The 24262-nt window shown below is 62.6% G+C and carries 23 protein-coding genes; 12 read left to right on the forward strand and 11 right to left on the reverse strand.

Features of this window, described 5'->3' with window-relative positions; all coding sequences use genetic code 11:
- Positions 1 to 316 precede the first annotated feature (316 nt).
- The 4 genes from FJV77_RS25505 to FJV77_RS25520 form a co-directional block, all read right to left on the reverse strand.
- Positions 317 to 625 carry a DUF1236 domain-containing protein gene (locus tag FJV77_RS25505; RefSeq protein ID WP_142869355.1) on the reverse strand — a complete coding sequence of 103 codons (309 nt, stop codon included), beginning with the start codon at positions 623 to 625 and terminating at the stop codon, positions 317 to 319.
- A gap of 694 nt (positions 626 to 1319) precedes the next feature.
- Positions 1320 to 2699 carry an ATP-binding protein gene (locus tag FJV77_RS25510; RefSeq protein WP_142869356.1) on the reverse strand — a complete coding sequence of 460 codons (1380 nt, stop codon included), beginning with the start codon at positions 2697 to 2699 and terminating at the stop codon, positions 1320 to 1322.
- 4 nt (positions 2700 to 2703) lie between these two features.
- The gene (locus FJV77_RS25515) at positions 2704 to 3084 is read right to left on the reverse strand and encodes a YkvA family protein (RefSeq protein ID WP_142869357.1); all 381 of its coding nucleotides are present in this window, start codon (positions 3082 to 3084) and stop codon (positions 2704 to 2706) included.
- Between the two features lie 57 nt (positions 3085 to 3141).
- Entirely contained in the window at positions 3142 to 3819 is a 678-nt protein-coding gene (locus FJV77_RS25520; protein WP_142869358.1) for a winged helix-turn-helix domain-containing protein, read from the reverse strand.
- Positions 3820 to 4003: 184 nt separating this feature from the next.
- On the opposite strand from FJV77_RS25520, the gene FJV77_RS25525 reads away from it, so the two are divergent.
- A complete protein-coding gene (locus FJV77_RS25525; protein ID WP_142869359.1) occupies positions 4004 to 4636 on the forward strand; it encodes an isoprenylcysteine carboxylmethyltransferase family protein in 633 nt (210 codons plus the stop codon).
- 11 nt (positions 4637 to 4647) lie between these two features.
- On the opposite strand, the gene FJV77_RS25530 is transcribed toward FJV77_RS25525, so the two are convergent.
- Positions 4648 to 4863, reverse strand: a complete 216-nt coding sequence (locus FJV77_RS25530) for a hypothetical protein (RefSeq protein ID WP_142869360.1) — start codon at positions 4861 to 4863, stop codon at positions 4648 to 4650.
- Positions 4860 to 5609 carry a COG4280 domain-containing protein gene (locus tag FJV77_RS25535; RefSeq protein WP_142869361.1) on the reverse strand — a complete coding sequence of 250 codons (750 nt, stop codon included), beginning with the start codon at positions 5607 to 5609 and terminating at the stop codon, positions 4860 to 4862. Before FJV77_RS25535 ends, FJV77_RS25530 begins: the two co-directional genes overlap by 4 nt.
- Positions 5610 to 5844: 235 nt before the next feature.
- Between FJV77_RS25535 and FJV77_RS25540 the strand changes: the two genes are divergently transcribed.
- The 4 genes from FJV77_RS25540 to FJV77_RS25555 all read left to right on the forward strand — a co-directional run bounded on the left by FJV77_RS25540 (position 5845) and on the right by FJV77_RS25555 (position 10536).
- Positions 5845 to 6810: a sugar ABC transporter substrate-binding protein gene (locus tag FJV77_RS25540; RefSeq protein WP_142869362.1), complete on the forward strand. Its 966-nt coding sequence runs from the start codon at positions 5845 to 5847 to the stop codon at positions 6808 to 6810.
- Between the two features lie 198 nt (positions 6811 to 7008).
- The gene (locus FJV77_RS25545; protein WP_142869363.1) at positions 7009 to 8508 is read left to right on the forward strand and encodes a sugar ABC transporter ATP-binding protein; all 1500 of its coding nucleotides are present in this window, start codon (positions 7009 to 7011) and stop codon (positions 8506 to 8508) included.
- Positions 8505 to 9521: an ABC transporter permease gene (locus tag FJV77_RS25550; protein ID WP_142869364.1), complete on the forward strand. Its 1017-nt coding sequence runs from the start codon at positions 8505 to 8507 to the stop codon at positions 9519 to 9521. The genes FJV77_RS25545 and FJV77_RS25550 overlap by 4 nt, the downstream gene beginning before the upstream one ends.
- A 13-nt stretch (positions 9522 to 9534) precedes the next feature.
- Positions 9535 to 10536, forward strand: a complete 1002-nt coding sequence (locus tag FJV77_RS25555) for a substrate-binding domain-containing protein (RefSeq protein WP_142869365.1) — start codon at positions 9535 to 9537, stop codon at positions 10534 to 10536.
- A 20-nt stretch (positions 10537 to 10556) separates the two neighbouring features.
- Here FJV77_RS25555 and FJV77_RS25560 read toward each other — a convergent pair whose 3' ends face one another.
- Both FJV77_RS25560 and rocF read right to left on the reverse strand, forming a co-directional pair.
- On the reverse strand, positions 10557 to 11615 hold the full coding sequence (locus FJV77_RS25560) for an ornithine cyclodeaminase (protein WP_142869366.1): 1059 nt from the start codon (positions 11613 to 11615) through the stop codon (positions 10557 to 10559).
- The gene (gene rocF / locus FJV77_RS25565; RefSeq protein WP_142869367.1) at positions 11612 to 12547 is read right to left on the reverse strand and encodes an arginase; all 936 of its coding nucleotides are present in this window, start codon (positions 12545 to 12547) and stop codon (positions 11612 to 11614) included. Before rocF ends, FJV77_RS25560 begins: the two co-directional genes overlap by 4 nt.
- Positions 12548 to 12693: 146 nt before the next feature.
- Between rocF and FJV77_RS25570 the strand changes: the two genes are divergently transcribed.
- Positions 12694 to 13134, forward strand: coding sequence for an Lrp/AsnC family transcriptional regulator (locus FJV77_RS25570; RefSeq protein ID WP_142869368.1), 441 nt, complete (start codon positions 12694 to 12696; stop codon positions 13132 to 13134).
- Positions 13135 to 13148: 14 nt separating this feature from the next.
- Here FJV77_RS25570 and FJV77_RS25575 read toward each other — a convergent pair whose 3' ends face one another.
- Positions 13149 to 13346 carry a hypothetical protein gene (locus tag FJV77_RS25575; RefSeq protein WP_142869369.1) on the reverse strand — a complete coding sequence of 66 codons (198 nt, stop codon included), beginning with the start codon at positions 13344 to 13346 and terminating at the stop codon, positions 13149 to 13151.
- A gap of 114 nt (positions 13347 to 13460) precedes the next feature.
- A complete protein-coding gene (locus FJV77_RS25580) occupies positions 13461 to 14747 on the reverse strand; it encodes a M15 family metallopeptidase (protein WP_142869370.1) in 1287 nt (428 codons plus the stop codon).
- A gap of 856 nt (positions 14748 to 15603) precedes the next feature.
- Between FJV77_RS25580 and FJV77_RS25585 the strand changes: the two genes are divergently transcribed.
- Genes FJV77_RS25585 through FJV77_RS25595 form a run of 3 tightly spaced genes read left to right on the forward strand, consistent with a single transcriptional unit; the run spans position 15604 to position 19212 of the window.
- Complete coding sequence (locus tag FJV77_RS25585) at positions 15604 to 16818, forward strand: glycosyltransferase family protein (protein WP_142869371.1); 1215 nt, start codon at positions 15604 to 15606, stop codon at positions 16816 to 16818.
- Between the two features lies 1 nt (position 16819).
- Positions 16820 to 18064 carry a glycosyltransferase family 4 protein gene (locus FJV77_RS25590; RefSeq protein ID WP_142869372.1) on the forward strand — a complete coding sequence of 415 codons (1245 nt, stop codon included), beginning with the start codon at positions 16820 to 16822 and terminating at the stop codon, positions 18062 to 18064.
- Entirely contained in the window at positions 18061 to 19212 is a 1152-nt protein-coding gene (locus FJV77_RS25595) for a glycosyltransferase family protein (protein ID WP_142869373.1), read from the forward strand. Before FJV77_RS25590 ends, FJV77_RS25595 begins: the two co-directional genes overlap by 4 nt.
- 26 nt (positions 19213 to 19238) lie before the next feature.
- Here the strand turns inward: FJV77_RS25595 and FJV77_RS25600 are convergent, their stop codons facing one another.
- On the reverse strand, positions 19239 to 19910 hold the full coding sequence (locus FJV77_RS25600) for a class I SAM-dependent methyltransferase (protein ID WP_142869418.1): 672 nt from the start codon (positions 19908 to 19910) through the stop codon (positions 19239 to 19241).
- 277 nt (positions 19911 to 20187) lie between these two features.
- On the opposite strand from FJV77_RS25600, the gene FJV77_RS25605 reads away from it, so the two are divergent.
- The 3 genes from FJV77_RS25605 to FJV77_RS25615 are packed head-to-tail and all read left to right on the forward strand — an operon-like array spanning position 20188 to position 24261.
- Positions 20188 to 22902: an ABC transporter ATP-binding protein gene (locus FJV77_RS25605; RefSeq protein WP_142869374.1), complete on the forward strand. Its 2715-nt coding sequence runs from the start codon at positions 20188 to 20190 to the stop codon at positions 22900 to 22902.
- A gap of 34 nt (positions 22903 to 22936) precedes the next feature.
- Positions 22937 to 23383 (forward strand): cyclic nucleotide-binding domain-containing protein, encoded by a 447-nt coding sequence (locus FJV77_RS25610; protein ID WP_142869375.1) that lies wholly within the window; start codon positions 22937 to 22939, stop codon positions 23381 to 23383.
- 23 nt (positions 23384 to 23406) lie between these two features.
- Complete coding sequence (locus tag FJV77_RS25615; protein WP_142869376.1) at positions 23407 to 24261, forward strand: MBL fold metallo-hydrolase; 855 nt, start codon at positions 23407 to 23409, stop codon at positions 24259 to 24261.
- The last annotated feature ends 1 nt before the right edge of the window (position 24262 follow it).

The raw sequence follows: 24262 nt of genomic DNA on the forward strand, positions 1-24262 counted from the left end.
CAGGTGACGTGAACAATCACCAGCCTGCCATGACCGCCCTCTCTCAGCGAATTTGCAGAACTCTCAGTACACTACCCTCGCCCCGGCAAGGTGTCGAGCGCAGCTCGACGGAGTGGGGGTCGACCTGGCTCGGCCTTTCAAGCCGAGCTCCGAGCGTAAAAAGGAAACATCTCGATGGATGTGTACATCCGTATTCGGCCGTACCGCTCGCAGGGCGACGGCGCCGGCATTAAACGCGAAAAAACCCGCTCCCAAAGAACAACTCTGGGAGCGGGCCGTCAGCGGCTGGACGTTGAGGGACATCCAGCCGAAGCTGCTACTCGATGATCTGAACGATCTTGCGCGTATCCGGGTCAACGAGGACCGCGTGGTCTCCGACGACCGTATACTTGTACTTGACGTCGGGGACCTCGATTGCGTGAAGCTCGACCGTATCCGGCAGAGCAGTGCCGACGTTGAGTTCCACACCGAGCAGGCTGACAGATGCGAGCTTATGCTTGTGGATGTATTCGCGAACCACCGTCTGCTGCTCAGGCTTGAGAACGATGACGTCGTCCGCTACGGCTGCGCCAGTTCCGGCGACCAGTGCAAGACCTGCGGCGATAGTGACAAGATACTTTCTCATGACAAACCTTCCGATGTTAAGGGCTGTTTCAAGAGCTGCGTATTGACTGCCCAAAACATCAAACTCTGTCAGATATCTATTGTTCCGTAAGCTTGCTAATTATTAGTTCTGTGCCCCGGCAACTAATCGCCACCGTTGGGGTGCCCGCCCGATCGTTCGTCGAGCACCCCTCACAATCGGGCCTCTGAGCGGCCGACTGGGCAATTACGCAAGCCAGAAACCAGCGAAAAGAACCGTCAAGATAAGCGAGGCGGGCACAGCAAGAAGCCACCGAGCTTCCATGACGCTGGTGTTTCGATCATCCATTGCCTTCGCTCCCTGCTAGCCGACTTTACTGGAAGCAGAACGGCGCCCCGGTGCGATCGTTCCGCCTGTGGACTACGGTCCCAGGAGGCATCCGACTGAAGTCTTAACGTCAAAGGCAGAGGGCTGGGTGCGGCAACCAACGCCTTGCTGATTCATTGGAGATGCGCGGCCGAGCGTTAGTGCCTTCGCCGGCGCGAACCTAGGGTGCCCGCTGCTGTCCCCCTGCGGCGGGCACCCCTTCTGGCGCCCCTAGCAGCGGCAATCGGCGATGACAAGGATCGCGCCGCTGTCACCGCACTCCCGAAAGACCAGCGCTTCAGTCGGCCACCCTTTGCGCCGAAGTGGGACGCCTGGTGGGACGTTCAGGATCTGGGCTGACGCCTCTCTCTCAGCCCAGCGATGCCTTTGCTGCCGGGAAACCGACGATGACCGCCAAGCCGGGCTGGCGGTCCTCGAGCGCGATGGATGCGCCATGCAGGTCGGCGATGGCCCGGACCAGGCTGAGCCCTAGCCCGCTGCCGGGCGTGGTGCGACTCGTGTCCAGCCGGTAGAGCCGCTGGAACACCTTTTCGCGCTCCTGCGCCGGGATGCCGGGGCCATTGTCGGCGACCTCGGCCAGAATGCGATCGGCCTGTCGCTTCACCGATATCCGAATGGCTGTGCCCTCCGGGCAATGCCGCAGCGCGTTTTCGACCAGATTGGCGAACAATTGCGTCAGCAAATCACGATCGCCGTGGATCAGGCATGGCGCGCCCTGCAATGGGGCGGATGACAGCGACTTGCCGTCGTCATCGGCGACATCGGCATAGATTTCGGCAATGGCTTTGACGACGCCATTAAGGTCGAGATCGACAAAGCGCGCCTTGCGCGCGCCGGCCTCGATCTGGGCAATGCGCAACAGCGCATCGAAGGTCTTGTTGATCTGCAGGCTTTCTTCGCGCGCCTCCGCAAGCTCGCCGGCAACGGCCTCGCCCCGCGCGGTCTTGTCGGCGGCCGCTTCCAAAATCATCTGCAACCGGTTGAGCGGCGTCTTCAGATCATGCGCAATGTCGGCGCTGACCTGGCGCATGCCGTCGACAAGGGATGCCAGCCGTTCGAGCGCCGCGTTGACTTGGCGCGACACGCCGTCAATGTCGTCGCCATTGCCAAGCAGCGGAATGCGGGCGTCGAGCCGGCCGTTGGAGACATCGTCCATGGTGGCGGCAATGCCGTCGAGGCGGCGTTGCACCCGCGCCGCCAGCAAGGCGCCGCCGGCCACCCCAAGGCCCGAGATAATCAAGGTTGCCCAGCCGAAGCTCATCAGCACGATCCTCTCCAGCTCTTCGGTTTCGGAGAGCGAGAAGGCAACGGTCAGGCTGTTTGGCCCGACCGAACCGGACCAGGCGCGGTACAGGGTGCCGGGCGCGACGCCGGGCAGGGAAGCGGCAAAATCCGAAAAGCCGTCGGGAAGGTCGGCCGCGGTGAAGTTCCCGGCCAGGCGATTGCCATTGCTGTCGGTCAGCGAAAACAGCTGCTCCTTCTTGGGGCTGAGCGCGGCGTGGCTGTCGACCGACAGGACCAGATCCTCCTGTTCGCTTTGCGAATAGGTGATCGCCACAACCGAATAGGTCTCCTTGACCGACTGGTCGAGCTGCTCGGCGAGGTCGGCACTCATCAACTGGTAGACGATGGCGCCGGACAGAATGAAAGCGAGCACGAACAGCAAGGCAAAGGTCAGCGCCAGCCGGAACGGCGTGCTGCGCAGCAGGCTGGCGCTTGTTTCCTTCATCGCCCTAGGCGGACTTCGGCCAGAATAGCCATAGCAGCGCCAGCGCTCCCAAAATCCAGACTGCAATCATGAAGACCAGTCCGGCCTTGCCAACCGGCCTAGCGCGGCGCGTGGCCGCATCACGGAATTCCTGCATGAGACCGGCTGGCACCAGCTTGACCGCAAGCATGATGCCGAGCGGGACGATCAGCAGATCATCCAGATAGCCGATGACCGGGATAAAATCAGGAATGAGGTCGATAGGGCTCAGAGCATAGGCCGCAACCGCTCCGGCAACGGCCTTTGCGTACCAGGGCACACGAGGGTCGCGGGCGGCAAGCCACAATGCCACCGTGTCGCGCTTGATGCCGCGCGCCCATCGCTTTGCAGAGTCCAGCATCGACATTTCGCTTATATACGGACAGCCAGTTGGACGCGCGAGGTGCGATCGAGCATGGCCCATTCAACTCGGCGCGTGCACACTGTAGCCGGTGTTGCGCACGGTGTGGATCAGCGGCACCTCGAACGGCCGGTCGATCTTGGCGCGCAGCCGGCTGATATGGGTTTCGACGACGCTGGTCTTGGGGTCGAAATGGAAATCCCACACCCGTTCCAGAAGCATGGTGCGGGTGATGACGCGGCCTTCGCCGCGCATCAGCACTTCGAGCAGGCTGAATTCGCGCGGCTGCAGGTCGATCGCCTGGCCCTGCCTGGTGACCCGGCGCTGGATCAGGTCCATTTCGAGATCGGCGATGCGCAGCGTGGTTTTCTGCTCCTGCGCCGCCGGGCGGCGGCCGAGCGCATTGATGCGGGCGAGCAGTTCGGAGAAGGCGAAGGGCTTGACCAGGTAATCGTCGCCGCCGGCCTCGAGCCCCTCGACGCGGTCGTCGACACCGCCGACCGAGGTCAGAAAGATCGCCGGCGTGCGCACGCCAGCCGCGCGCACCGCCTTGATCATCGACAGGCCGTCGAGGCCGGGCAGCATGCGGTCGGCGACGATCACGTCATAGGCATCGCGGGTCGCCGCAAACAGCCCGTCGCGGCCATCGCGCAGCAGGTCGCAGATATGGCCGGCTTCACTCAGGCCCTTGACGACATAGTCGGCCGTGCGTGGGTCGTCCTCGACGAGAAGAAGGCGCATTGTTGCTCCAATCGCTGGCCATTGGAGCCCGCTCTAATGCCCTGTTTTGGCGCAATTCCGGCCGAAAAGCCGTTTCATGCTTTTTCCTGGAATCATCGGTTGACGCCTCGCCATCGCCGCACGGAAGAGATAGTGGATGGCGAGACACCGGGGCGATGGCCCCTGCCGGAGGGCAGGAACTGTGATGAGCGACGCTCCCCCCAAGCCGGCGGCGAAAGCCTTCAACCAGCACAAGCGCCTGTTTGTCGTGCAGGTGGCCGCAGTCCTCGCCATTGCGCCGCTGCTGTTCACAAAACCCTTTCTCGTCGAAGGCTCGGACGGGCATGAATACATAGAAGCGCTCGGAATCGGCTTCGTGCTGGTCTGCATTCTCGGCCGGCTGTGGAGCATTCTTTATGTCGGCGGCAGGAAGAACGACGAACTGGTCACCATCGGTCCGTTTTCGATGAGCCGGAACCCGCTCTATTTCTTTTCCACGGTCGGCGCAGCGGGCATCGGGTTGATGTATGGCTCGGTGCTGGTGGCAGCGGCGCTCGCTCTGGTGAGCTACCTTGTGTTCCTGGTGACGGCGCGCAAGGAAGCCGAGTTCCTGTTTGGAAAGTTCGGCCCCGCCTACAGCGCCTATGCCGAGCGCACGCCGCCTTTCTGGCCGAATCCGCTGCTGTTTCACGATCAGGCCGAACGCCGGTTTTCAACCAAGGCCTTGCGGCGGACATTCGTCGACGGTCTCTATTTCCTGGCGCTGTTCCCGGTCGTCGAGACGATCGAGCAGTTGCGGATCAGCGGCGTGCTGCCGGTGTTTTTCACCCTCTACTGACCGGAGCCCCTCTACCGACCGGAACGTCGCGCCGCGCGGCGCACGCTGTAAAGCAGGATGGCGAGGCAGCCGAGCAGAAGCAGGACGCCACCGGCAAGCGGCGGCAGCGCCAGCAGCTTCACCGCCGCGGTGATCGCCACGATCAGCAGCAGCGCCAGCGTCGCCAAACTGCCGTCGTCGATGAACATGCCGACGAACTCCTTCAGAATGAGGCGGATGATACTCAACGGGTAGCTCCTTGTGCAGCCTCGGGGTCGCGCAACCAGTGCACGATGGTGAAGGACGCGACGGCGATGATGGCGAAGATGGCCAGCAGAGCCAGATCGGCGCCCGGCCAGTCGGCGCCAAGGCCTTCGCCGGTCCAGAAAATGCCGAAGCTGGTCAACATCAGGCCAACGGCGAATTTGAGCGCATTTTCCGGCACTCGGGCCATCGGCCGGTGCACTGCAAGGCCGATGATCGTCACCAGCATAAATGCTGCCAGCGCGCCAAGGCTGGCATAGAAGGTCTGCGCATGCGCGGCGCCCACGGCAATGACGATGAACACCACCTCGACACCTTCGAGCAGCACCGCCTTGAAAGCCGCGAGCCCGGCCAGGTAATCGGCGCGGCGATCGTTGGCCTGTTGCCGCAAGGCGGCGGTCTCCTTGGAAAAGGCGGCGTCCTCGTCATGCAGGGCAATGATGCCGACGCCGCGCAAGATGGCTTTGCGGAGCCAGCGCATGCCAAACAGGATCAGGAGCACGCCGACGACGAACTGCAGCACGGTGATGGGCACCAGCGCCAGCAGCGGTCCGAAGGCCAGCACCAAAGCCGCCAGCAGCGCCAGCGCAAGGGCGGCGCCCGTCAGCGCCGGCCGCCAACTGCGGGTGACGCCGACCGCCAGCACGATGGTGAAGGCCTCGACCACTTCGACGAAAGAGGCGAGGAACGAGGCGGTCACGGTGGAAAGTATGGGAGTCAGGCCATGCATGAAGGCTTCCTGTCTGCCGGGTCACCAAGTCGAGAATCACCAGGCCGGGAATCATTGGGCATTGGGAACGATACAGCGCTCCTGCGGCAGTCGATACGGATACGCTGTGGTGTGAGTCCGATCGCCGGCGCTGGAAGTTGCCCGCCGCCGATATTGACACCTGGCGAAGCCAAGCACTAACCTGTGGCGTAATCGGTTACGTAACCGATTACTAGGGACCGCAGAGGAGGAGATCATGAGCAAGAAAACAAATACGGATGGGCTCGGCCCATTTTCGCGCCGTCAGTTCCTGAAGACCAGTGCGCTGGCAGTCGGTGCGCTGGCGTTGCCGCTCGGGCCGGTCTTTGCCGCCGACAAGCCGAAGGTCGGGCTGGTCATGAAGTCGCTCGCCAACGAGTTCTTCAAGCAGATGCAGGCCGGCGCCGAGGAGTATGCCGCCAAGAACAAGGACAAGTTCGATTTCGCCGCCGTCGGCATGAAGGACGAGCGCGACTTTGCCGCACAGGTTGACGCCATCGAGAACTTCATCACCCAGAACTACAACATCATCGTCGTCGCGCCGGCCGATTCGAAGGCCATGGTGACGCCGATCGCCAAGGCGCTGCAGGCCGGCATCAAGGTCATCAACATCGACGTCGCGCTCGATACCGAAGCCAAGAAGAAGGCCGGCATCGACCTCGCTTTCTTCGGCCCGGACAATCGCGGCGGCGCCAAGCTTGCCGGCGACGCACTGGGCAAGGCGCTGGGCAAGGGCGGCAAGGTCGTCATCCTCGAAGGCAACCCGGAAGCCGACAACGCCAAGGAGCGCAAGCTCGGCTTCGATGACGCGATCAAGGAGAACGGCCTCGAGCTGCTCGACTCCAAGACGGCGCATTGGGAGACCGAGGAAGCCAACACGCTGATGACCAACTTCCTCACCCAGTATCAGGACATTCAGGGCGTGATGGCGGCCAATGATTCGATGGCGCTCGGGGTCGTCAAGGCGCTGGACGCCGCCGGCAAGTCCGGCCAGATCAAGGTCGTCGGCTTCGACAACATCCCGGCCGTAGGGCCGTTGCTCAAGGCAGGCAAAATGCTCGCCACGGTCGAGCAGTATGGCGCGCAGATGGCCGCCATGGGCATCGACTACGGCCTGCGCGAAATGGCCGGCGAGAAGTTCTCCGGCTGGGTCAAGACCGACATAAAGCTGATCACCGGCTAGGCAGGCACCGCGCTGGGACTCCCTCCGGCGCTCCGCTTGTCTTTTCACCGCCGCCGGCAAACTGTCGGCGGCGGTGATGACGCGCCCGCGCCGCTTTCGCGGGCTCTAACTATTTGTTTTTTACGCAATTCCGGACGGAAAACCGCTGCGCACTTTTCCTGGAATTGCTTGAGAGCGCAGTTTAGGATTCCGCTGCCCATGGATGCGATTCTCTCCCTTGAAGGGGTCGGAAAGATTTTTCCCGGCGCCGTCGCGCTGAGCGAGGTGTCGCTGTCGATCGCGCGCGGCGAAACCCACATCATCCTGGGCGAGAACGGCGCCGGCAAGTCGACGCTGATCAAGCTGCTGGCCGGCATCTACCAGCCGGACTCAGGCTCGATCGCCTTCAACGGCCAGGCCTATCGGCCGAAGACGCCCCATGATGCGCAGCTCAGCGGCATCCGCATTGTGCATCAGGAACTCAACCTTTTGCCCTATCTCAGCATCGCCGAGAATCTGATGCTGGAGAAGCTGCCGCGCCGCGCTTTCGGCATCGTCGACGGCAAGGCGCTCAATAGCCGCGCATTGGCGCTGCTGAAGGAGGTCGGCCTCGACATCGACCCGCGCACCCGTGTCGAGGCGCTCGGCGTCGCGCAGATGCAGCTGGTCGAGATCGCCAAGGCGCTGAGCAATGATTCAAAGCTGCTGGTCCTCGACGAACCGACGGCGACGCTGACGCCGCCGGAGATCGAGCGGCTGTTTGCCATCATCAAGCGGCTGAAAGCCAAGGGCGTCACCATCATCTACATCTCGCACCGCCTGCACGAGGTGTTCGAGATCGGCGACCGGGTGACGGTGCTGCGCAACGGCAAACTGGTCGCGACGCACGACTTGCAGGGCCTCACCGTGCCGCATCTGGTGCGCATGATGATCGGCCGCGACATTGCCGACGAATATGGCTTCGATGCTTCGATCGTGCCGGGCACCGTCGCGCTCAGCGTCGCCAACCTCAAACGCAGCGCCGAGACACCGGAGATTTCCTTCGCCGTCCGCCATGGCGAGATCCTGGGTGTCGCTGGGCTGGTCGGCAGCGGCCGGACCGAAGCCATGCGGGCGCTTTTCGGGGCCGACCCGAAACTCGACGGTGTGGTCGAGATCGACGGCAAGCCGGTGGCGATCACCGCACCCAAGGATGCGGTGCGGCACGGCTTGAGCCTGCTCACCGAAGACCGCAAGGGCCAGGGCCTGCTGCTCGACATGGCGGTGGACAAGAACATCACCATCACCGATCTCAGCAAAATCTCGCGCAACGGGCTCATCAACCGCCGGGCGGAGAGTGCGGCAGCAAATGATCTCGTCGGCCAGCTCAGGGTCAAGGCGAGCTCGATCGAGCAAGCGGTGCGCAATCTCTCGGGCGGCAACCAGCAAAAGGTGGTGCTGGCGAAGTGGCTGTTCAGGGGTACCTCGACGCTGATCCTCGACGAACCGACGCGCGGAGTCGACATTGGCGCCCGACGCGAGATCTACCAGCTGCTGTGGATGCTCGCTGCGGCGAAAAAGGGCATCATCATGGTGTCGTCCGACCTGCCCGAGCTGATGGGCATGTGCCACCGCATCATCGTCTTTTCCAAGAACAAGATCGTCGGCGACGTGCCGCGCGCCGCGTTCGACCAGGAGCACATCCTGTCGCTCGCCTATCAGGAGTATGTGCGACCATGAGCGAGACGTCGCAAGCGACTATTTCGGCGCCCGTTTCCCCGGGCCGGGCGAAATTCCTGCGCTTTCTGGTGCGCGACGCCGGCGTGCTTTTGGCGCTGGTGCTGATCACCGTGTTCTTCTCGGCCACGGCGCCCTACTTCGCCACATCGGGCAATGCGCTGAAGATCTTTGTGCAGATCGCCATCAACACGGTGCTCGCCGCCGGCATGACCTTCGTCATCCTCAGCGGCGGCATCGACCTTTCGGTCGGATCGGTGCTGGCGCTGTGCACTGTGGTCGGCGCCACCGTCATGATCGACGAAAGCCTGTCGCCGGGGGTGGCGATCCTGCTGGCGCTGCTTGCCTGCATGGCCACCGGCGCCGTCTGCGGCTTCCTCAATGGCTGGATATCGACGCGCTGGAAGATCCCGTCCTTCATCGTCACGCTCGGCATGCTCAACATGGCGGCAGGTGCTGCGCGCGTGGTCAGCGACAATTCCACCATCACCGGCCTGCCGCAAAGCTTTGTCGACTTCGGCAATCTCATCATTGGCGGCTTCCTGCCGTCGATCTTCCTGATCGCGGTGCTGGTGATCGCCGCCGGCTGGTTCGTGCTGCGCTTCACCGTCTTCGGCCGCATGATCTTTGCCGTCGGCACCAATGACGAGGCGGTGCGGCTGTCCGGCCACAATCCGGATTTTTACAAGGTTGCGGCCTTCACCATCAGCGGCCTGACCGCTGGTATCGCCGCCATGGTCTATCTGCTGCGCCTCAACATCGGCAGCCCGATCGCCGGCGTCGGCTACGAGCTCAACGCCATTGCCGCCGTCATCATCGGCGGCACCAGCCTCAGCGGCGGCAAGGGCTCGATCATCGGCACGCTGGTCGGCGCCTGCATTCTGCAGGTATTGTCGACCGGATTGCAGTTGCTCGGCGTCGGCGACAATTTCAAGCCGATCGTGATTGGGCTTGTCATTGTGCTCGCCGTCATCCTAGACGCCTACAGGGAGCGGCTTTTGCGGGTCATCCGCTAGGGGAAGAAAAACAATGACGACGATTGCCGATGTCGCGCGCCATGCCGGAGTGTCGGTCGCAACCGTCTCGCATGTGATGAACCGCACGCGCCATGTCGAGCCGGAGACGGCCGAGCGCGTGCATTCGGCCATCGCCGCTCTGCGCTACAGGCCGAACACGCTCGCGCGCAGCCTGAGGCGCGGCGAGACCAAGACCATCGGCCTGCTTTTGCCGGACAATTCCAACCCGTTCTTCGCCAGCGTGGCGCGCCAGATCGAGGATGCCGGCTTCCTTGCCGGCTACACGGTGATCCTGTGCAATTCCGACGGCAGCGCCGAGAAGGAGGAGCGCTATCTCCAGGTGCTGATGGCCAAGCAGATCGACGGTCTGATCTTTGCCGGCTCGTCCGACCATGCGAGGGTGTTCGCCAACGTGCTGCCCGGGGTGCCGGCGGTGCTGCTCGACCGTGAGATCCATTCGGTAAATGTCGATTCCGTGCTGGTCGATCACGATCATGGCGGCTATCTCGCCGGCAAATATCTGGCCGGGCTCGGCCACAGGAAGATCGGCGTCATCGGCGGTCCGCGCGATTCGAGCTCCAGCCCGGCCCGCCTGCGCGGTTTTGCCCGCGCGCTTGGCGAAGCAGGCGTGGAGTTGCCGGCGTCGTCGATTGTCGATTCCGACTATCATTTCGCCGGCGGCCGCCTGGCGATGGATCAGTTGATGGCGCAGGCTCCCGGCATCACCGCGGTGTTCGCCTGCAACGACCTGATGGCGATGGGCGCAGTCACCGCGCTGCGCTCGCGCGGATTGCACGTTCCCGACGATATGTCGATGATCGGCTTCGACGACATCCCCTACGCCGTCACCACCTGGCCGCCGCTGACGACGATCGCGCAGCCGGTCGAGAAGATCGGCACCAGGGCCGTGAGCCTGCTGCTCGCGCGTGTTGCCGAGCCGGCGGCGCATTCACGCCGCGAAGTGCTCACCCCAATGCTTGTCGAACGGGAGAGCTGCGCACCGCTTCGGCAGTAGAGCCAGCCTTCTAGGCGTCTTCACGCGGCCGGCTGCAAGCCTGCCCTGAGCAGCATGCCGAACAGGTCGCGCGGCTCGTCGGGATCGGCGAGCAGGTCGAGCTCTTCGTAGAGGCCGGTGGCCTGGAGCTGGTCGCGGACATAGCGCAGTGCCGAGAAATCCTCCGTGGCGAAGCCGACGGAATCGAACAGCGTGATCTGCTTCGCTGACGTACGACCCTCCGCCTGGCCGGTCATCACCTGCCAGAGCTCGGTCACCGGATGGTCGGCGTCGAGCTGCTGGATCTCGCCCTCGATGCGCGTCTGCGGCGGGAACTCGACGAAGATGTCAGAGCGCAGCAGGATGGCGCGATGCAGCTCGGTCTTGCCTGGGCAGTCGCCGCCGACCGCGTTTATATGGACGCCGGAGCCGACCATGTTGTCGGTGAGGATGGTGGCGTACTGCTTGTCTGCGGTCACCGTGGTGATGATGTCGACGCCTTCCACGGCATCCTGGCCGGTCGTGCAGATGGTGATGTCAAATCCCTTGCCGGCGAGGTTGCGGGCGCATTTTTCCGAAGCGGAGCGGTCGATGTCGTAGAGCCGCAGCCGGTCGACGCCGAGCAGCGCCTTGAAGGCGACGGCCTGGAATTCGGACTGGGCGCCGTTGCCGATGATGGCCATAGAGCGCGCGCCCTTGGGCGCCAGGTATTTGGCGGCGACAGCGGAAGTGGCCGCAGTGCGCAGCGCCGTCAGGATCGTCATTTCGGTTAGCAGCATCGGATAGCCTGAACCGACATCGGCGAGCACGCCGAAGGCGGTGACTGTCTGACGGCCCTCGCGCATGTTCTTCGGGTGGCCGTTGACATATTTGAAGCCGTAGAGCCTTCCGTCGCTGGTCGGCATCAGCTCGATGACGCCGTCATGGCTGTGCGAGGCGATGCGTGGCGTCTTGTCGAACAGCTCCCAGCGGCGGAAATCCTCCTCGATATAGGCGGCGAGTTCGGTCAGGAACCGCTCGACGCCGATGGTCAGCACCAGCTTCATCATGCGGTCGACGCTGACGAAGGGGACGATGGCAAGGCGGGAAGGCTGGGTCATGCGATGCTTCCGGAATGGCTGCGGGTTGGGCGGTCCATGATGCGGCGGCCCATAAGGCTGGCGGCAAGGTCGACCATGAGGGTCGCGGTGCGGCCGCGCTCGTCGAGGAACGGGTTGAGCTCGACCAGGTCGAGGCTGGAGACCAGGCCGCTGTCGGACAGCATCTCCATCACCAGATGCGCCTCGCGGAAGGTGGCGCCGCCGGGCACGGTGGTGCCCACGGCCGGGGCGATCGAGGGGTCGAGGAAGTCGACGTCGAGGCTGACATGCAGCAGGCCATTGGCCTCTTCGATAAGGGCGAGGAAGGCGCGCAGCAAAGGCGCAACGCCGTGCTCGTCGATGGTGCGCATGTCATGCACGGTCACGCCCGCTTCGTTCAGCGCCCGGCGCTCGGCCGGATCGACGCTGCGCAGGCCCATGACGCAGATGCGGGCGGGATCGACGGCGACGGGCAGGTCCGGGAAATAGCCGTTGAAGCCCGGCCGGCCGCTGGCATAGGCAAGCGGAACGCCGTGCAGATTACCGCTGACGGTGGTGTCAAGCGTGTGAAAATCCGGATGCGCGTCGAGCCACAACACGAAGAGCGGCCGGCCGCGTTCGTCCGCCCGGCGCGCTATGCCTGACACGGTTCCGGCTGATATCGCATGGTCGCCGCCAAGGAAGATCGGCATGGCCTCCTTCGAGGCCGCATAGGCGGTCTCGGCGATCGCCGCGGTCCAGGCGGAAATCTCCGGCAGCGCCTTCAGCGCAAGGTTGCCGTGGACGATGGCGCGCGCCGCAGCCGGCTGCACCGCGCCCCAGTCCTCGACCTCATGGCCGAGTTCCGAGAGAACCGAGACAAGCCCTGCCGTGCGCAGCGCACTCGGCCCCATCTCGCATCCCATCCTGCCCGCGCCGTCCTGCACCGGCGCGCCAACGATCCTGCAGCGCATGATTCTTTTTGTCCTTGCAATTGATTGGGCGATTGATGCGTGGAATGAACCATTCTCGCCCGGCAGTTTGAACAGGTGAAATTGGCATTTCGAGAAGATTGATTTATCATTCCGATCAGTCAAGTTGACCAAAATGGATAGTCTTCATGGACGCGCTCGACGAAAGGCTGGTCAGGCTGCTCAGGCACGATGCGCGGCGCAGCATCTCCGATCTCGCGGTCGATCTCGGGGTGTCGCGCGCCACGGTCCGGGCGCGCATGGAGCGGCTGGAAAAGTCGGGCGAGATCATCGGCTACACCGTGGTGCTGCGCGCCGACGCCGTCGACCAGCGGATACGCGGGGTGATGATGATCGAGATCGAAGGCCATGCCGCCGACCGCGTGGTCCGGGCGCTCGGCGGCCTCGCCGAGGTTTCGACCATTCACACCACCAATGGCCGCTGGGACCTGGTGGTCGAGCTCGGCACGGCCTCACTCACCGATTTCGACGCGGTGCTGAGGCGGATACGGCTCATCCCCGGCATAACCGGCAGCGAGACCAGCCTTCTGCTGGCGACACCGCGAACGACCAGGGCAAGGCTGGCGTAGTCAGGCCGGCATGTCTACGCGAAGCTGGGGTGCGGAACTGGCGAACGGGTCGCCTGCCTGACGAAGCTCGCATTGGCCTGCGCGGCAAGCTGCTCGGCTTCGCGCCGCGTCAGCCCCATCAGCAATCGTCCTTCTACCTCCGCCGGCAGGGCGGACATCAAATCGTAGACAAGCCAGTGGTAACATGGATCTTGCATGGCTGCGAATCGCATTGGCGCTCCTCTTGTCAGCGCACTTAAATTTTGAGGCGGCGGACCGTTCCGCCCACAATCGATAAAACTCGATTAATGAATGAAATATCGAGAAACTGAAAACGCTACGTACTGTCAGAACAGCTTCGGCTGATCGGCCTGCGCAAGCTCGAAATGCATGTAGTCCTTGGTGCCGGTGGCGGCGCCCAGCCAGCGCAGGCCGCCGCCGTCGCTGGCGGCGAGCCCGGCTGCGGCTTGCGGGGCCAGATTGAAGAAGCCGAAGCGGGCAACCGAAGCGTCGGTGCCGATGATCTTTGGCGTGGCGACTTTGGCCGCCCGGCGGGAGAGGTCGGCGGCATCGCCCAGCAGCTTCGCGGTCGACCTGGCCTTGGCAGGCGTGGCGCCGGCACCCCGAAGCAGCGTGGCGAGATCGGTCTGCTTGGCCGGCACGGCGGTTGCCAGCGCATGGGCCGTGGTGAGTTTCGCCGCTGGCAGGGTCACGCCGGCCAGCCGCGTTATGGCGTTGCCCATGGCGGCCTTGAGGCCATCGGCATTGGCGAATGCGGCAACGACAGCGGCGTTGGCCTTCGACAGCACAATAGCCGCCGGCAGCAACGTGTCATAAGGACCACCGGCGCGCAGCGTGGCGCTCTCGGCGCCGTAGAGGTCGACACCGGTGAAGGCGGCGATGATGGCCAATGGCAAATTATCCTTATCGACATTAGGGTTGATCGCCGGATCGATGTCCACCGCCCAGCCGAAGGAATGATTGCTGAGCCGCGCGGGCGAATTGACATTGGGCCTGATGTTGAACCCGCCGACGCTCTTGATCGTGGTCAGCGCGGCCGTGGCGCCCTTTGCCGTCAGCAGCGCCACCGTGTTCGCCAGCCGGGCCTTGAGCACGGGATGCACCGGCGACTTGAAGCTCGCCTTGGGGAAGCCGGCACCCGAGAGCTGGCCGTAATAGGCGTTGACGCGGTCGATCGCCTTGGCCGGATTGCTGGGCGCGCCGAACTGGGTATAGAGCCGGGTTCGAATATTCTGAAATCCGGAAAAACCATCGCTGATGTTGTTTCTGACGAAGGCCGAAAGCTTGTTCCATTCCGCCAGTATGTCGGCAGCACTTGTGGTCGCGGCGGCCTCGAGAGGGCTGATCCTGTCCAGGGTCGTCAGCAGCGCCAGCCTTAGCGTGGCGGCCAGTTCGCGCCGGCTGAGCGCCCGCGGCAACGCCGTCACGGCAGGCGCCTCGAAACCGGGAAACAATGTCGTCTGCAGATGGCCGTCATAGGACGTCAGCTGCTTTTCGAGCTGCGGCCACAGCCAGATCAGCGCCTCACGATCCCTGACCCGCGCCGTGATCGCCGCAACGATCGCCTCGACGCCTTCCCTGGTAAGCTGATCAGTATTGGCTTCAGCTGTCATGGCAAATCCCCGAAGATACGGCGCGAAACAGTCTGGAAGACCGCAGGATCGCGCACCCCCAGTGTTGCCGGCCAACGCTTGAAAGAAGACGAATCCACTGCACCCCCCGGTCAAGCAGTCGCAAACATCTTATGGGATAGTATCGCATCCCGGTTTTCTTTCAACGACGACCTGATGCTTTGGGGGCGGAACTATGATGCAAGCATCAAGTCCCGTGGATGGCTGATCTGTCTGGTGGTTACCGAGCTTTTCGAGAATGCGCGTCGATCGGCCGGGAATGCGAAAAGCGGTGGCGGACCGCGGCTTTTCGATGCTTGATTCCGCTGGAGGAAGCTGGAGCGGGTGAAGCGACTCGAGCGCTCGACCCCAACCTTGGTCAGGTCAATTTGCGTTGCCATTGCATCGGGTTGAACCGGTCAGGGACTGGAGGCTTGCTACCGGCCAAGGGTGATGGCAGGATAAAAGGCCGCAACGTGCGGCCTCTGGCGGTCGTTGCGTTTCAATGGATTATGAAGCATTTTCCCAAGGTGCGGGGTTCTCCTCACAATGTGCGGCAACCTCGTTTCCCTTTGTCGCCTCAACTTTTCGCAATATGCGCTCTGCCTGCCTCAGGCAGCAGGCCTGTAATTCCACGGGGTCAAGCCTCATGAGAGAGATTTGTGCTCGGGTCGTATTTCGTCTGCGGAGACAAGGCATCGCGCCACAATCAGCGCTCCTTGGCATTCGTGCCCAAGTAAAGAATGCCGTTGCCTGCCTCGCGCCCCTCATGTCTCAAAACGGATCGCTAGATCCGTGGCTGATTTCGAAGCTTGCGGGGTTGCCCACCGTCCGGCGAGAATTCTAAAAGACGTTCAACATGACACAGCACGCAAAAGACGCCCGAATTCTGATGTACAGCCACGACACGTTCGGGCTCGGCCATTTGCAGCGGTGCCGAACGATCGCGCATTCGCTGGTCGGGGACTTCCGCGGGCTTCAGGTGCTTATCATTTCGGGTGCGACCATCGCCGGTGCCTTCGACTACCGCGCCCGTGTCGACTTCGTGAAGATCCCCAGCGTCATCAAGCTGCGCAACGGCGAATACACCTCGCTGGAAAAGGATATCGATCTGCATGAGACGCTGAGGATGCGTCAGTCGATCATCCGCCACACCGCCGAGAGCTTCCGGCCGGATATCTTCATCGTCGACAAGGAGCCGCTCGGTCTTCGCGGTGAGATCGAGGACACGCTGTCCTACCTCAAGACGCGGGGCACCACGCTCGTGCTTGGTCTGCGCGAGGTGATGGACGCGCCGCATCTGCTCGAAGCGGAGTGGGCACGCAGGGATGTGATGCGCAAGATCGGCCTGTTCTACGACAAGGTCTGGGTCTATGGCCCGCCGGATTTCTACGATCCGTTGACCGGCCTGGATGTGCCGCCGGCTGTCAGGGCAAAAATGAGGTTCCTCGGTTTCCTGCAACGGAGCCTGCAGCGGAATGAATTGCCCGGCCACCGGCCCGAAGGCGACTATATCCTCGTTACCACCGGCGGCGGCGGTGACGGCGCTGAACTGATCCACGACGTCATCGATGCCTATCAGCAGGATCCGCAATTGCAGCATAGGGCGTTGATCGTGCTGGGGCCATACATGCCGGCGCGCAAGCGCAACAAGCTACTCAGGAAGGGGGCCAAGATCCCCTACGTCAAGATCATCGAGTTCGACAACCGCATGGAAGACCTGATTGCCGGCGCCAAGGCGGTGGTGGCGATGGGCGGCTACAACACCTATTGCGAGATATTGTCGTTCGACAAGCCGGCGCTGATCGTGCCGCGCGTCACGCCCCGCGAGGAACAGCTGATCCGCGCCCGGCGCGCAGCCGAGCTTGGCCTCGTCGAGATGCTTTTGCCGGAAGAAGCCAAGGATTCCCAACGGTTTGCCGATGCGCTGAAGGTGCTGGCGGACCGGCCGCGGCCATCGCAGAGCAACCCACATCTGACGCTGGAAGGGCTGCCTCATATCTCCGAAATCGTCGCTGAACTGCTCGACCGACGGGCCGGCCATCACCTTTCGGTCATTGAAGGCACGAACTGAGTTGCAAAACCGCAAGATCGTCGTGGTTCTGAAGGGCTATCCGCGGTTGTCGGAGACCTTCATCGCGCAGGAATTGCTCGGTCTCGAGCGTGCGGGGTTCGACCTCATACTTTTCGCGCTTAGGCGGCCGACGGACGCAAAACGCCACCCCGTGCATGACGAGATCAAGGCGCCCGTCCATTATCTGCCGGAATATCTGCATAGGGAGCCGTTGCGCGTGCTTCGCTCGCTGTTTGCCTCCGTGCCGCGGCCGGGCTTCTGGCGCGCGCTCAAATCGCTGGCTGCAGATATTCCCCGCGACTTTACGCGCAATCGCGTGCGCCGCTTCGGGCAAGCGCTCGTGCTGGCGGCCGAATGGCCGCAAGACGCGGGTTGGCTGCATGCCCATTTCGTGCACACGCCGGCATCGGTGACGCGCTATGCCAGCCAGCTTCGTGGCCAGCCCTGGAGCTGCTCGGCCCATGCCAAGGACATCTGGACGTCGGCGGACTGGGATCTGGCCGGCAAGCTTTCCTCGGCGCGCTGGACGGTCACTTGCACCAAAACCGGCTTCGACCACCTGAAAAAACTCGCCAACGGCAACTCGTCCGTGCATCTGAGCTATCATGGGCTCGACCTCGATCGCTTCGGCAGTTTCGACGCGGCGCGAAAACAGCATGACGGCTCGGCGCCGGACGAACCGGTCCTCATCTTGAGTGTCGGGCGCGCCGTTGCAAAGAAAGGTTACGACACGTTGCTGGAGGCTCTCGCCCTCTTGCCTGGCGATCTGGCGTGGCGGTTCGAGCATATCGGCGGCGGTGAGGAACTGGATCGGCTCAAGGCGCTGACGCGAAAGCTCGGACTGGAGGGTCGCGTCTCGTGGAAAGGTGCGATGGCGCAGAAGGAGGTGCTCGAGCACTATCGCAGCGCCGACATCTTTGCGCTCGCTTGCAGGATCACCGCGGATGGCGACCGGGACGGTCTGCCCAATGTTCTGGTGGAGGCAGCCAGCCAGCGGCTTGCCTGCGTGTCGACCGATATTTCCGGCGTGCCGGAGCTTTTGTCGTCGGATGAAACCGGGCTGCTGGTCCCGACGGAAAATCCGATTGCCCTGGCACAGGCGCTGGAGCGCCTGATCCGTGATCCCGCGCTGCGCGCCCGCCTCGGCGACGCCGCGGAGCGGCGCGTGCGCGGCAATTTCGATCATACGGCAAGCATTGGACAGCTCAAGGACCTGTTCGAGCGGGAGTGGCGGGCCGCCGAATGAAGCGGCTGCGCGCTTTCTTCTATGTCCAGCACCTGCTCGGCATCGGCCATCTCGCGCGCGCCAGCCGCATTGCGGCGGCTCTGGCCGATGACGGGTTTGACGTCACCGTCGTAACCGGCGGAACGCCGGTCGCAGGTTTTCCGGGACCTGCTGTGAAATCTGTAACCCTGCCGCCCGTCACCTCCGGCGATGAAGGATTTTCCGGGCTTGTCGACCTGCAAGGCAAACCCATCGACGATGATTTCAAGAAATCTCGTTCCGAGATGCTGCTGCAGGCATTTAGGGATTGCAGGCCAGACATCGTCATTGTCGAAGCGTTTCCCTTTGGACGGCGGCAGATGCGTTTCGAACTCTTGCCGCTGATCGAAGCCATCGATGCGACGTCGCCCAGACCGCTTCTGGCGACGTCGGTGCGCGACATACTTCAGGAGCGCGTCAAGCCGGGCCGAAACGAGGAAACGGTCGATCTCGTCAACAGGCGTTTCGACCTCGTCATGGTCCATGGCGATCCGGCGTTCGCAACCATCGACAAGACATTTCCACTGGCGGGAGCGATCAGGGCCGAGGTTGCCTACACAGGGCTCGTTGCCGCGTCGCCGGCGCCTGCGGCCTCCGAGCGTTTCGACGTTCTGGTGTCGGTTGGCGGCGGGGCTGCGGGAAAGGGCCTTGTCAGGTCCACAATCGCAGCGGCGCGGAATGCCAAAAACGCCTGGAAATGGTGTCTGATCACCGGCCCAAACCTGCCGAAGGACGAGTTTGACGCGCTTGCACGCGATGCCACACCGGGCCTGTCCATCTTCCGGTTTCGCGCGGATTTCGCCAGCTTGCTGACCGGCGCCCGGCTGTCGGTCTCGCAGGCGGGTTACAACACGGTCTGCGATGTCCTGGGCGCTGGGTGTCGCTCCTTGCTCGTTCCCTTTGCGGCCGGCGGCGAAACCGAACAGACGGTTCGCGCCCTGATGCTCGAAGAACTCGGCCTGGCAACGGTGCTGACGGAAAAGGACCTGACGCCTGAAGGTCTGGCGCAAGCGATCGAACAGGCGCTTGCGGGACCGGCGCCGGCCGCGCATCGTCTCGATCTGGAAGGCGCGCGCCGCTCGGCGCAAATCCTGCGCGAGCGATATCGAACCTGGTCCCCGAAAACCTGATCGCGTCTGGATTCAGGCGACGCGCTTCAAACAGTTCCGATCAGCATGAAGCGCGTATATTTTTTTGTCGGCAGTTCGCCGGAGAACCTGATCTCGCGCAGCGCCGCCATTGCTTCGAAAGCTGCAAGCGAAGGCACGCAGTTGATGTGCGTCGGCTCGCTGAAATAATCATTCGATTGCAGCAGCACAGTCGTGCCCCGCGGAAGCAGGGCAAGCCAGGCGGGCAGATCGGCTATGTGTTCGCAGCTCGTGTTGACCACCAGGTCGGGCCGCCCGGCCGCATAGTCGAGTGCGTACATATCTTCTGTCAGCGCCCGGAAGCGGTCGCCTGCTTCCCGGTTGAGTGTCCGGGCGACCGCGCCGACTTCGGGATCGATGTCGATGCTGTCGACCGCCGCTATGTCAAAACGGGCGTCGTTGAAAAGCATCGCCGGCAACACGCCGTACCATCCACCCAGAACCCATATGCGCCCGAACCGGCCGCCGCGGCTTTCGAACAGCTTGTCGAGCGCCCACATCTTGCAGGCGACCTGCTTGTGGTTGAAGGCGTTGGCGATATCGGCCTGCGGATGCTTGGCGATGACGCGCGCCAGCGCGGCCACGAGAGGGTGGTTGACGTAGGCCGCAATTCCCCGCGTGAGGTCCAGGGCTTGCTCGTGCCCTTCCATGCCGGCATTGCGTGGTTGCGTGACATCCATCATATTCGTCTTCTATGTTGGGATTTCGGGCGACACAACGCAATCTTGCCTCCCGCGAGGCTGTTCGACTTGCGGACGTGACTATGCCGCAAGTCGTTTTGCCATTGCCCGATGCCGGAGGGGACCTATTGCATCTGTTCGGACCATTGGCGTCCATCCGCCGGCACAAGTCGCGCAGCGGCGGCCCCTTGCTGTTAGGCTATTCGCCAAAATCCCACGCAAGCCGCCAGCCATTTGGCTGCCTGCATCCTTCCAACTGAAGGACCCACGGTCGCATATGGAACCCAGCCTAGCCCGCTATATCTGGAAGCACACCAGGAAGCAGCAGATCTGGATATTGATGATCGTCTTGCTTTCGATGATCCCGTATTTCATGTCCTTCGACCTGCCGAAGCTTATCGTCAACGGGCCGATCCAGGGCAAGGGGTTCGAGCAACCGGGCGCGACCCTGCCCTTCATGCGGCTGCACTATAACCTGCCGTTCATCGGCGAGGTCCAGTTCTTCTCCGGTTTTCAACTCGACCGCACGGAGACGCTGCTTGCCCTGAGCCTTGTGTTCCTGTTGCTGGTCGTCATCAACGGCCTGTTCAAACTCTACATCAACACCTACAAGGGCCGCCTCGGCGAACGCATGCTGCGGCGTATCCGCTTCGATCTGATCGATCGTGTACTGCGTTTTCCGCCGACCTACTTCAAGCGGGTGAAATCCGCCGAAGTGGCGACCATGGTGAAGGACGAGGTGGAGCCGCTGGGCGGCTTCATCGGCGATGCCTTCCTGCAGCCGGTGCTGCTCGGCGGCCAGGCACTGACAGCGATGCTGTTCATCATGGTCCAGAACGTCTGGCTCGGAATGATAGCGTTCGTGATCGTGGCGATCCAGATCGTGCTCATCCCGCGCATGCGACGGCGGCTGCTCGTGCTCGGGCGCCAACGGCAATTGACGGCGCGCGCGCTTTCGGGCCGGGTTGGCGAAATCGTCGACGGCATCGGCGCGGTTCACGTCCACGACACGTCAAACTATGAGCGCGCCGACATAGCTGCCCGGCTCGGGCTCATCTTCAAGATCCGCTTCGATCTTTACCAATGGAAATTCATGGTAAAGTTCCTCAACAATTTTCTCGCACAGCTCACGCCCTTTCTGTTCTACATGATCGGCGGCTATCTGGTCATCGCGGGCCGGCTGGACGTCGGCCAGCTGGTGGCTGTGATCGGCGCCTACAAGGACCTGCCCGGACCGATGAAGGAACTGATCGACTGGGATCAGGATCGGCAGGATGTCCAGGTCAAATATCAGCAGGTCGTCGAACAGTTCAGCGCCGAGGATATCATTGCACCCAGCATCGGGGCATTGACGATCGACGATCCCGGTCGGATGACAAACCCGCTGGCGGCGATAGGTCTGTCCATAGCAGACGATGGCGGCGCAATGCTCCTCAACCGTATCTCCATGCAGGTCCAGCCGGGTGAGACGGTGGCGCTGGTCAGCACCGCAACAGGTGGAGCGGAGGCGCTAGCAGAAGCCTTCGCGCGGCTGAACTGGCCGGAAAGCGGAAAGGTCGCTTCGGGCGCCGATGACCTGCTTGAACTCCCCGAAGCTGTGACCGGCCGGCGCATGTCCTACGCCTCGTCTGATGTTTTCCTTTTCCAGGCAAGCCTGCGCGATAACCTGCTCTACGGGTTGAAGCATGCGCCGCTCACATCGGTGACTTATGACGGCGCCGCGGCAGACCAGCAGCGCTGGAACATTGACGAGGCACGCCGGTCGGGCAATCCGGATCTCGATATCCACAGCGACTGGATCGACTATGCTTCCGCCGGCGCTACCGGCCCGCACGACCTCTTTGAAGCCGTGCGCCGGGTGCTCGACGCGGTTCTTCTGTCGCGCGACATTCTGGATCTTGGCCTGCGCTCTTCGGCCGACCTCACGCGTCACACGAAGCTTGCCGGGCGGATCGTCGAACTGCGTGCAGCGCTGCGAACCCGGCTGGAACAGGAAGGGCTGCGCGAACTGGTGGTTCCTTTCGAGCCGGGCGCCTACAATATGGAAGCGACGATCGGCCAGAACCTGCTTTTCGGCGCTGCCGCGGGCCCCGAACTGGCCGACAAGGCACTGGCAGCCAATCCCTATTTTGCTTCCGTGCTCAAGCAGGCCGGCCTCGACCGGAGGCTCTACGAAATGGGCATGGAGATCGCCGAACAGGCGATCGAGCTGTTTGCCGACCTGCCGCCCGATCACCAGTTCTTCCAGCAGCTCGCCTTCATGAGCGCCGAGGAGATCCCTGCCTACGAGACCTTGCTGCAGCGGCTCAAGAACCGTCCCTACGAGACGGTTTCGGAGGCCGACCGCGCCATGATCATCACCTTGAGCTTTGCCTATATCGAGCCCCGGCACCGCTTCGGCCTGCTGAGCGACGAGCTGATGAGCAAGATCGTTGCCGCACGCAACCAGTTCTATGAAAACCTGCCGCCCGAGCTGCAAAACGCGATCGAACGGTATGATCCCGCCAAATACAATGCCGCGGCCACCGTCATGGACAATGTCCTGTTCGGGCGTGTGGGCAACAACCATCCCGACGCGCCGGACCGCATACGCTCCATCGTCTATGACATTCTTGACGAGCTGGGGCTTTATGCCGAGCTTCTGGATGTCGGCCTGGACTTCAACGTGGGCGCCGGCGGCAGGCGGCTGACCGGTGGACAGCGACAGAAGCTCGACGTTGCCCGGGCCCTGCTCAAGCGTCCCGATTTTCTCATTCTCAACCGGCCGCTGTCGGCGCTCGACCAGCGCATTCAGGACAAGGTGCTGCGAAACGTGCTCGAGCAAGCCGAACGCGACGACCATTCGCCGGCAATTGTGTGGGTGGTGACGAGTCCGGCAATGGCGATGATGTTCGATCGCGTTATCGTCTTTGACTCAGGCCAATTGGTGGAAGACGGTACACACGAGACACTTTTGGCAGAGAACGGTATCTTCAAGGAACTTCTGTCATAGTCTGGCAGACGCGAATTTAGGAAGGTTTGCGACAATGCTGCTCAAGGATGAAGTTGGAATGCTGCAACGCGTTCCCTTGTTCTCCGGCATTGAGCCGGCAAAGCTCAAGCTGCTTGCGTTCACATCCGATCGCGTGAACTACAGCGCCGGCCAGATTCTTTTCCGGCAGGGCGACGAGGCAGACGCCGCTTATGTCATCCTTTCAGGCAGGGCGGATATTCTGGTCGATTCCGACAGCGGGCCGATAAAAGTTGCCGAACTGCTGCCAAATTCGATCGTCGGCGAGATCGCCATATTGTGCAACAGCTCCCGCACCGCCACCGTCAGAGCGGCGAGTGATCTGGAGGCCTTGAGAATCCGCAAGGATCATTTCCTGAGGCTTATGAAGGAGTTCCCGGAAATGACCATCGAGATATTGCGGGTTCTTGCCGATCGGCTAAGCCATACGACCGCGGATCTGATCGATGCACGAAACGGCTGAAGCTACGGTAGGCAAAAGGTAGCATGGACGACGATTTTTTCCTGGTCAGGTTTTGGGGCGTGCGCGGCAGCATTGCGGTGTCCGGACCGGAATTCGTTCGCTATGGCGGCAACACAAACTGCATTGAGATGCGATGCGGCAAGCATACGCTTCTGTTCGATGCTGGCTCGGGCCTGCGGTCTGCCGGCAGGGCGTTTCAGGCGGCGGATGTGACCGATTTCGACCTGTTTTTCACCCATTGCCACTACGATCACATCATCGGGCTGCCGGCTTTTGCGCCGATCTTTGACCCGAGCGTCAAACTTACGGTTTGGTCCGGGCATCTTGCAGGACGCATGACGACCCGGCAGATGATCGATGAGTTCATACGGCCGCCGTGGTTTCCGGTAAAAATGGACGTCTGCAAGGCAAAGCTCGACTGCCGCGATTTCGTGTCCGGAGATGTGCTTCGGCCGCGCGAAGGGGTGGTGGTGCGAACCGGCAGCCTTACCCATCCGGGCGGCTGCATAGGCTACCGGGTCGAATGGGCCGGCCGCGTCGTGGCGGTGATCACGGACACCGAGCACGAGCCGGGCAAACTCGATCAGGCGGTGCTCGACCTGATCGACCATGCCGACCTCGTCATTTACGATTGCACCTACACCGAGAAGGAAATGGAACGCCGCCGCGGTAACGGGCACTCGACATGGCAACAGGGAGTCAAGCTCTGTGAGGCGGCCGGTGCGCGGGGGCTTGCGCTGTTTCACCACGATCCGACACGCACTGACGGGCAACTGGACGAGATGGAGAAACTGGCCAAGGACAGGTTTGCCGGCGCTTTTGCCGCGCGGGATGGCCAGACGCTCCAATTCCCGGTCGCATTGCACAAAAAGCGTTGAG

This window comes from Mesorhizobium sp. WSM4306 (assembly GCF_007003975.1).
Lineage (GTDB): Bacteria > Pseudomonadota > Alphaproteobacteria > Rhizobiales > Rhizobiaceae > Mesorhizobium.

What these genes read in the sequence shown, in the direction of transcription:
- FJV77_RS25535 (WP_142869361.1), bottom strand. Translation starts at nt 5,609, where the DNA reads ATGCATGGCCTGACTCCCATACTTTCCACCGTGACCGCCTCGTTCCTC.
- FJV77_RS25580 (WP_142869370.1), bottom strand. Translation starts at nt 14,747, where the DNA reads ATGACAGCTGAAGCCAATACTGATCAGCTTACCAGGGAAGGCGTCGAG.
- FJV77_RS25600 (WP_142869418.1), bottom strand. Translation starts at nt 19,910, where the DNA reads ATGGATGTCACGCAACCACGCAATGCCGGCATGGAAGGGCACGAGCAA.
- FJV77_RS25605 (WP_142869374.1), top strand. Translation starts at nt 20,188, where the DNA reads ATGGAACCCAGCCTAGCCCGCTATATCTGGAAGCACACCAGGAAGCAG.
- FJV77_RS25520 (WP_142869358.1), bottom strand. Translation starts at nt 3,819, where the DNA reads ATGCGCCTTCTTCTCGTCGAGGACGACCCACGCACGGCCGACTATGTC.
- FJV77_RS25525 (WP_142869359.1), top strand. Translation starts at nt 4,004, where the DNA reads ATGAGCGACGCTCCCCCCAAGCCGGCGGCGAAAGCCTTCAACCAGCAC.
- FJV77_RS25540 (WP_142869362.1), top strand. Translation starts at nt 5,845, where the DNA reads ATGAGCAAGAAAACAAATACGGATGGGCTCGGCCCATTTTCGCGCCGT.
- FJV77_RS25505 (WP_142869355.1), bottom strand. Translation starts at nt 625, where the DNA reads ATGAGAAAGTATCTTGTCACTATCGCCGCAGGTCTTGCACTGGTCGCC.
- rocF (WP_142869367.1), bottom strand. Translation starts at nt 12,547, where the DNA reads ATGCGCTGCAGGATCGTTGGCGCGCCGGTGCAGGACGGCGCGGGCAGG.
- FJV77_RS25550 (WP_142869364.1), top strand. Translation starts at nt 8,505, where the DNA reads ATGAGCGAGACGTCGCAAGCGACTATTTCGGCGCCCGTTTCCCCGGGC.
- FJV77_RS25560 (WP_142869366.1), bottom strand. Translation starts at nt 11,615, where the DNA reads ATGACCCAGCCTTCCCGCCTTGCCATCGTCCCCTTCGTCAGCGTCGAC.
- FJV77_RS25570 (WP_142869368.1), top strand. Translation starts at nt 12,694, where the DNA reads ATGGACGCGCTCGACGAAAGGCTGGTCAGGCTGCTCAGGCACGATGCG.
- FJV77_RS25575 (WP_142869369.1), bottom strand. Translation starts at nt 13,346, where the DNA reads ATGCGATTCGCAGCCATGCAAGATCCATGTTACCACTGGCTTGTCTAC.
- FJV77_RS25615 (WP_142869376.1), top strand. Translation starts at nt 23,407, where the DNA reads ATGGACGACGATTTTTTCCTGGTCAGGTTTTGGGGCGTGCGCGGCAGC.
- FJV77_RS25515 (WP_142869357.1), bottom strand. Translation starts at nt 3,084, where the DNA reads ATGTCGATGCTGGACTCTGCAAAGCGATGGGCGCGCGGCATCAAGCGC.
- FJV77_RS25555 (WP_142869365.1), top strand. Translation starts at nt 9,535, where the DNA reads ATGACGACGATTGCCGATGTCGCGCGCCATGCCGGAGTGTCGGTCGCA.
- FJV77_RS25510 (WP_142869356.1), bottom strand. Translation starts at nt 2,699, where the DNA reads ATGAAGGAAACAAGCGCCAGCCTGCTGCGCAGCACGCCGTTCCGGCTG.
- FJV77_RS25610 (WP_142869375.1), top strand. Translation starts at nt 22,937, where the DNA reads ATGCTGCTCAAGGATGAAGTTGGAATGCTGCAACGCGTTCCCTTGTTC.
- FJV77_RS25545 (WP_142869363.1), top strand. Translation starts at nt 7,009, where the DNA reads ATGGATGCGATTCTCTCCCTTGAAGGGGTCGGAAAGATTTTTCCCGGC.
- FJV77_RS25595 (WP_142869373.1), top strand. Translation starts at nt 18,061, where the DNA reads ATGAAGCGGCTGCGCGCTTTCTTCTATGTCCAGCACCTGCTCGGCATC.
- FJV77_RS25585 (WP_142869371.1), top strand. Translation starts at nt 15,604, where the DNA reads ATGACACAGCACGCAAAAGACGCCCGAATTCTGATGTACAGCCACGAC.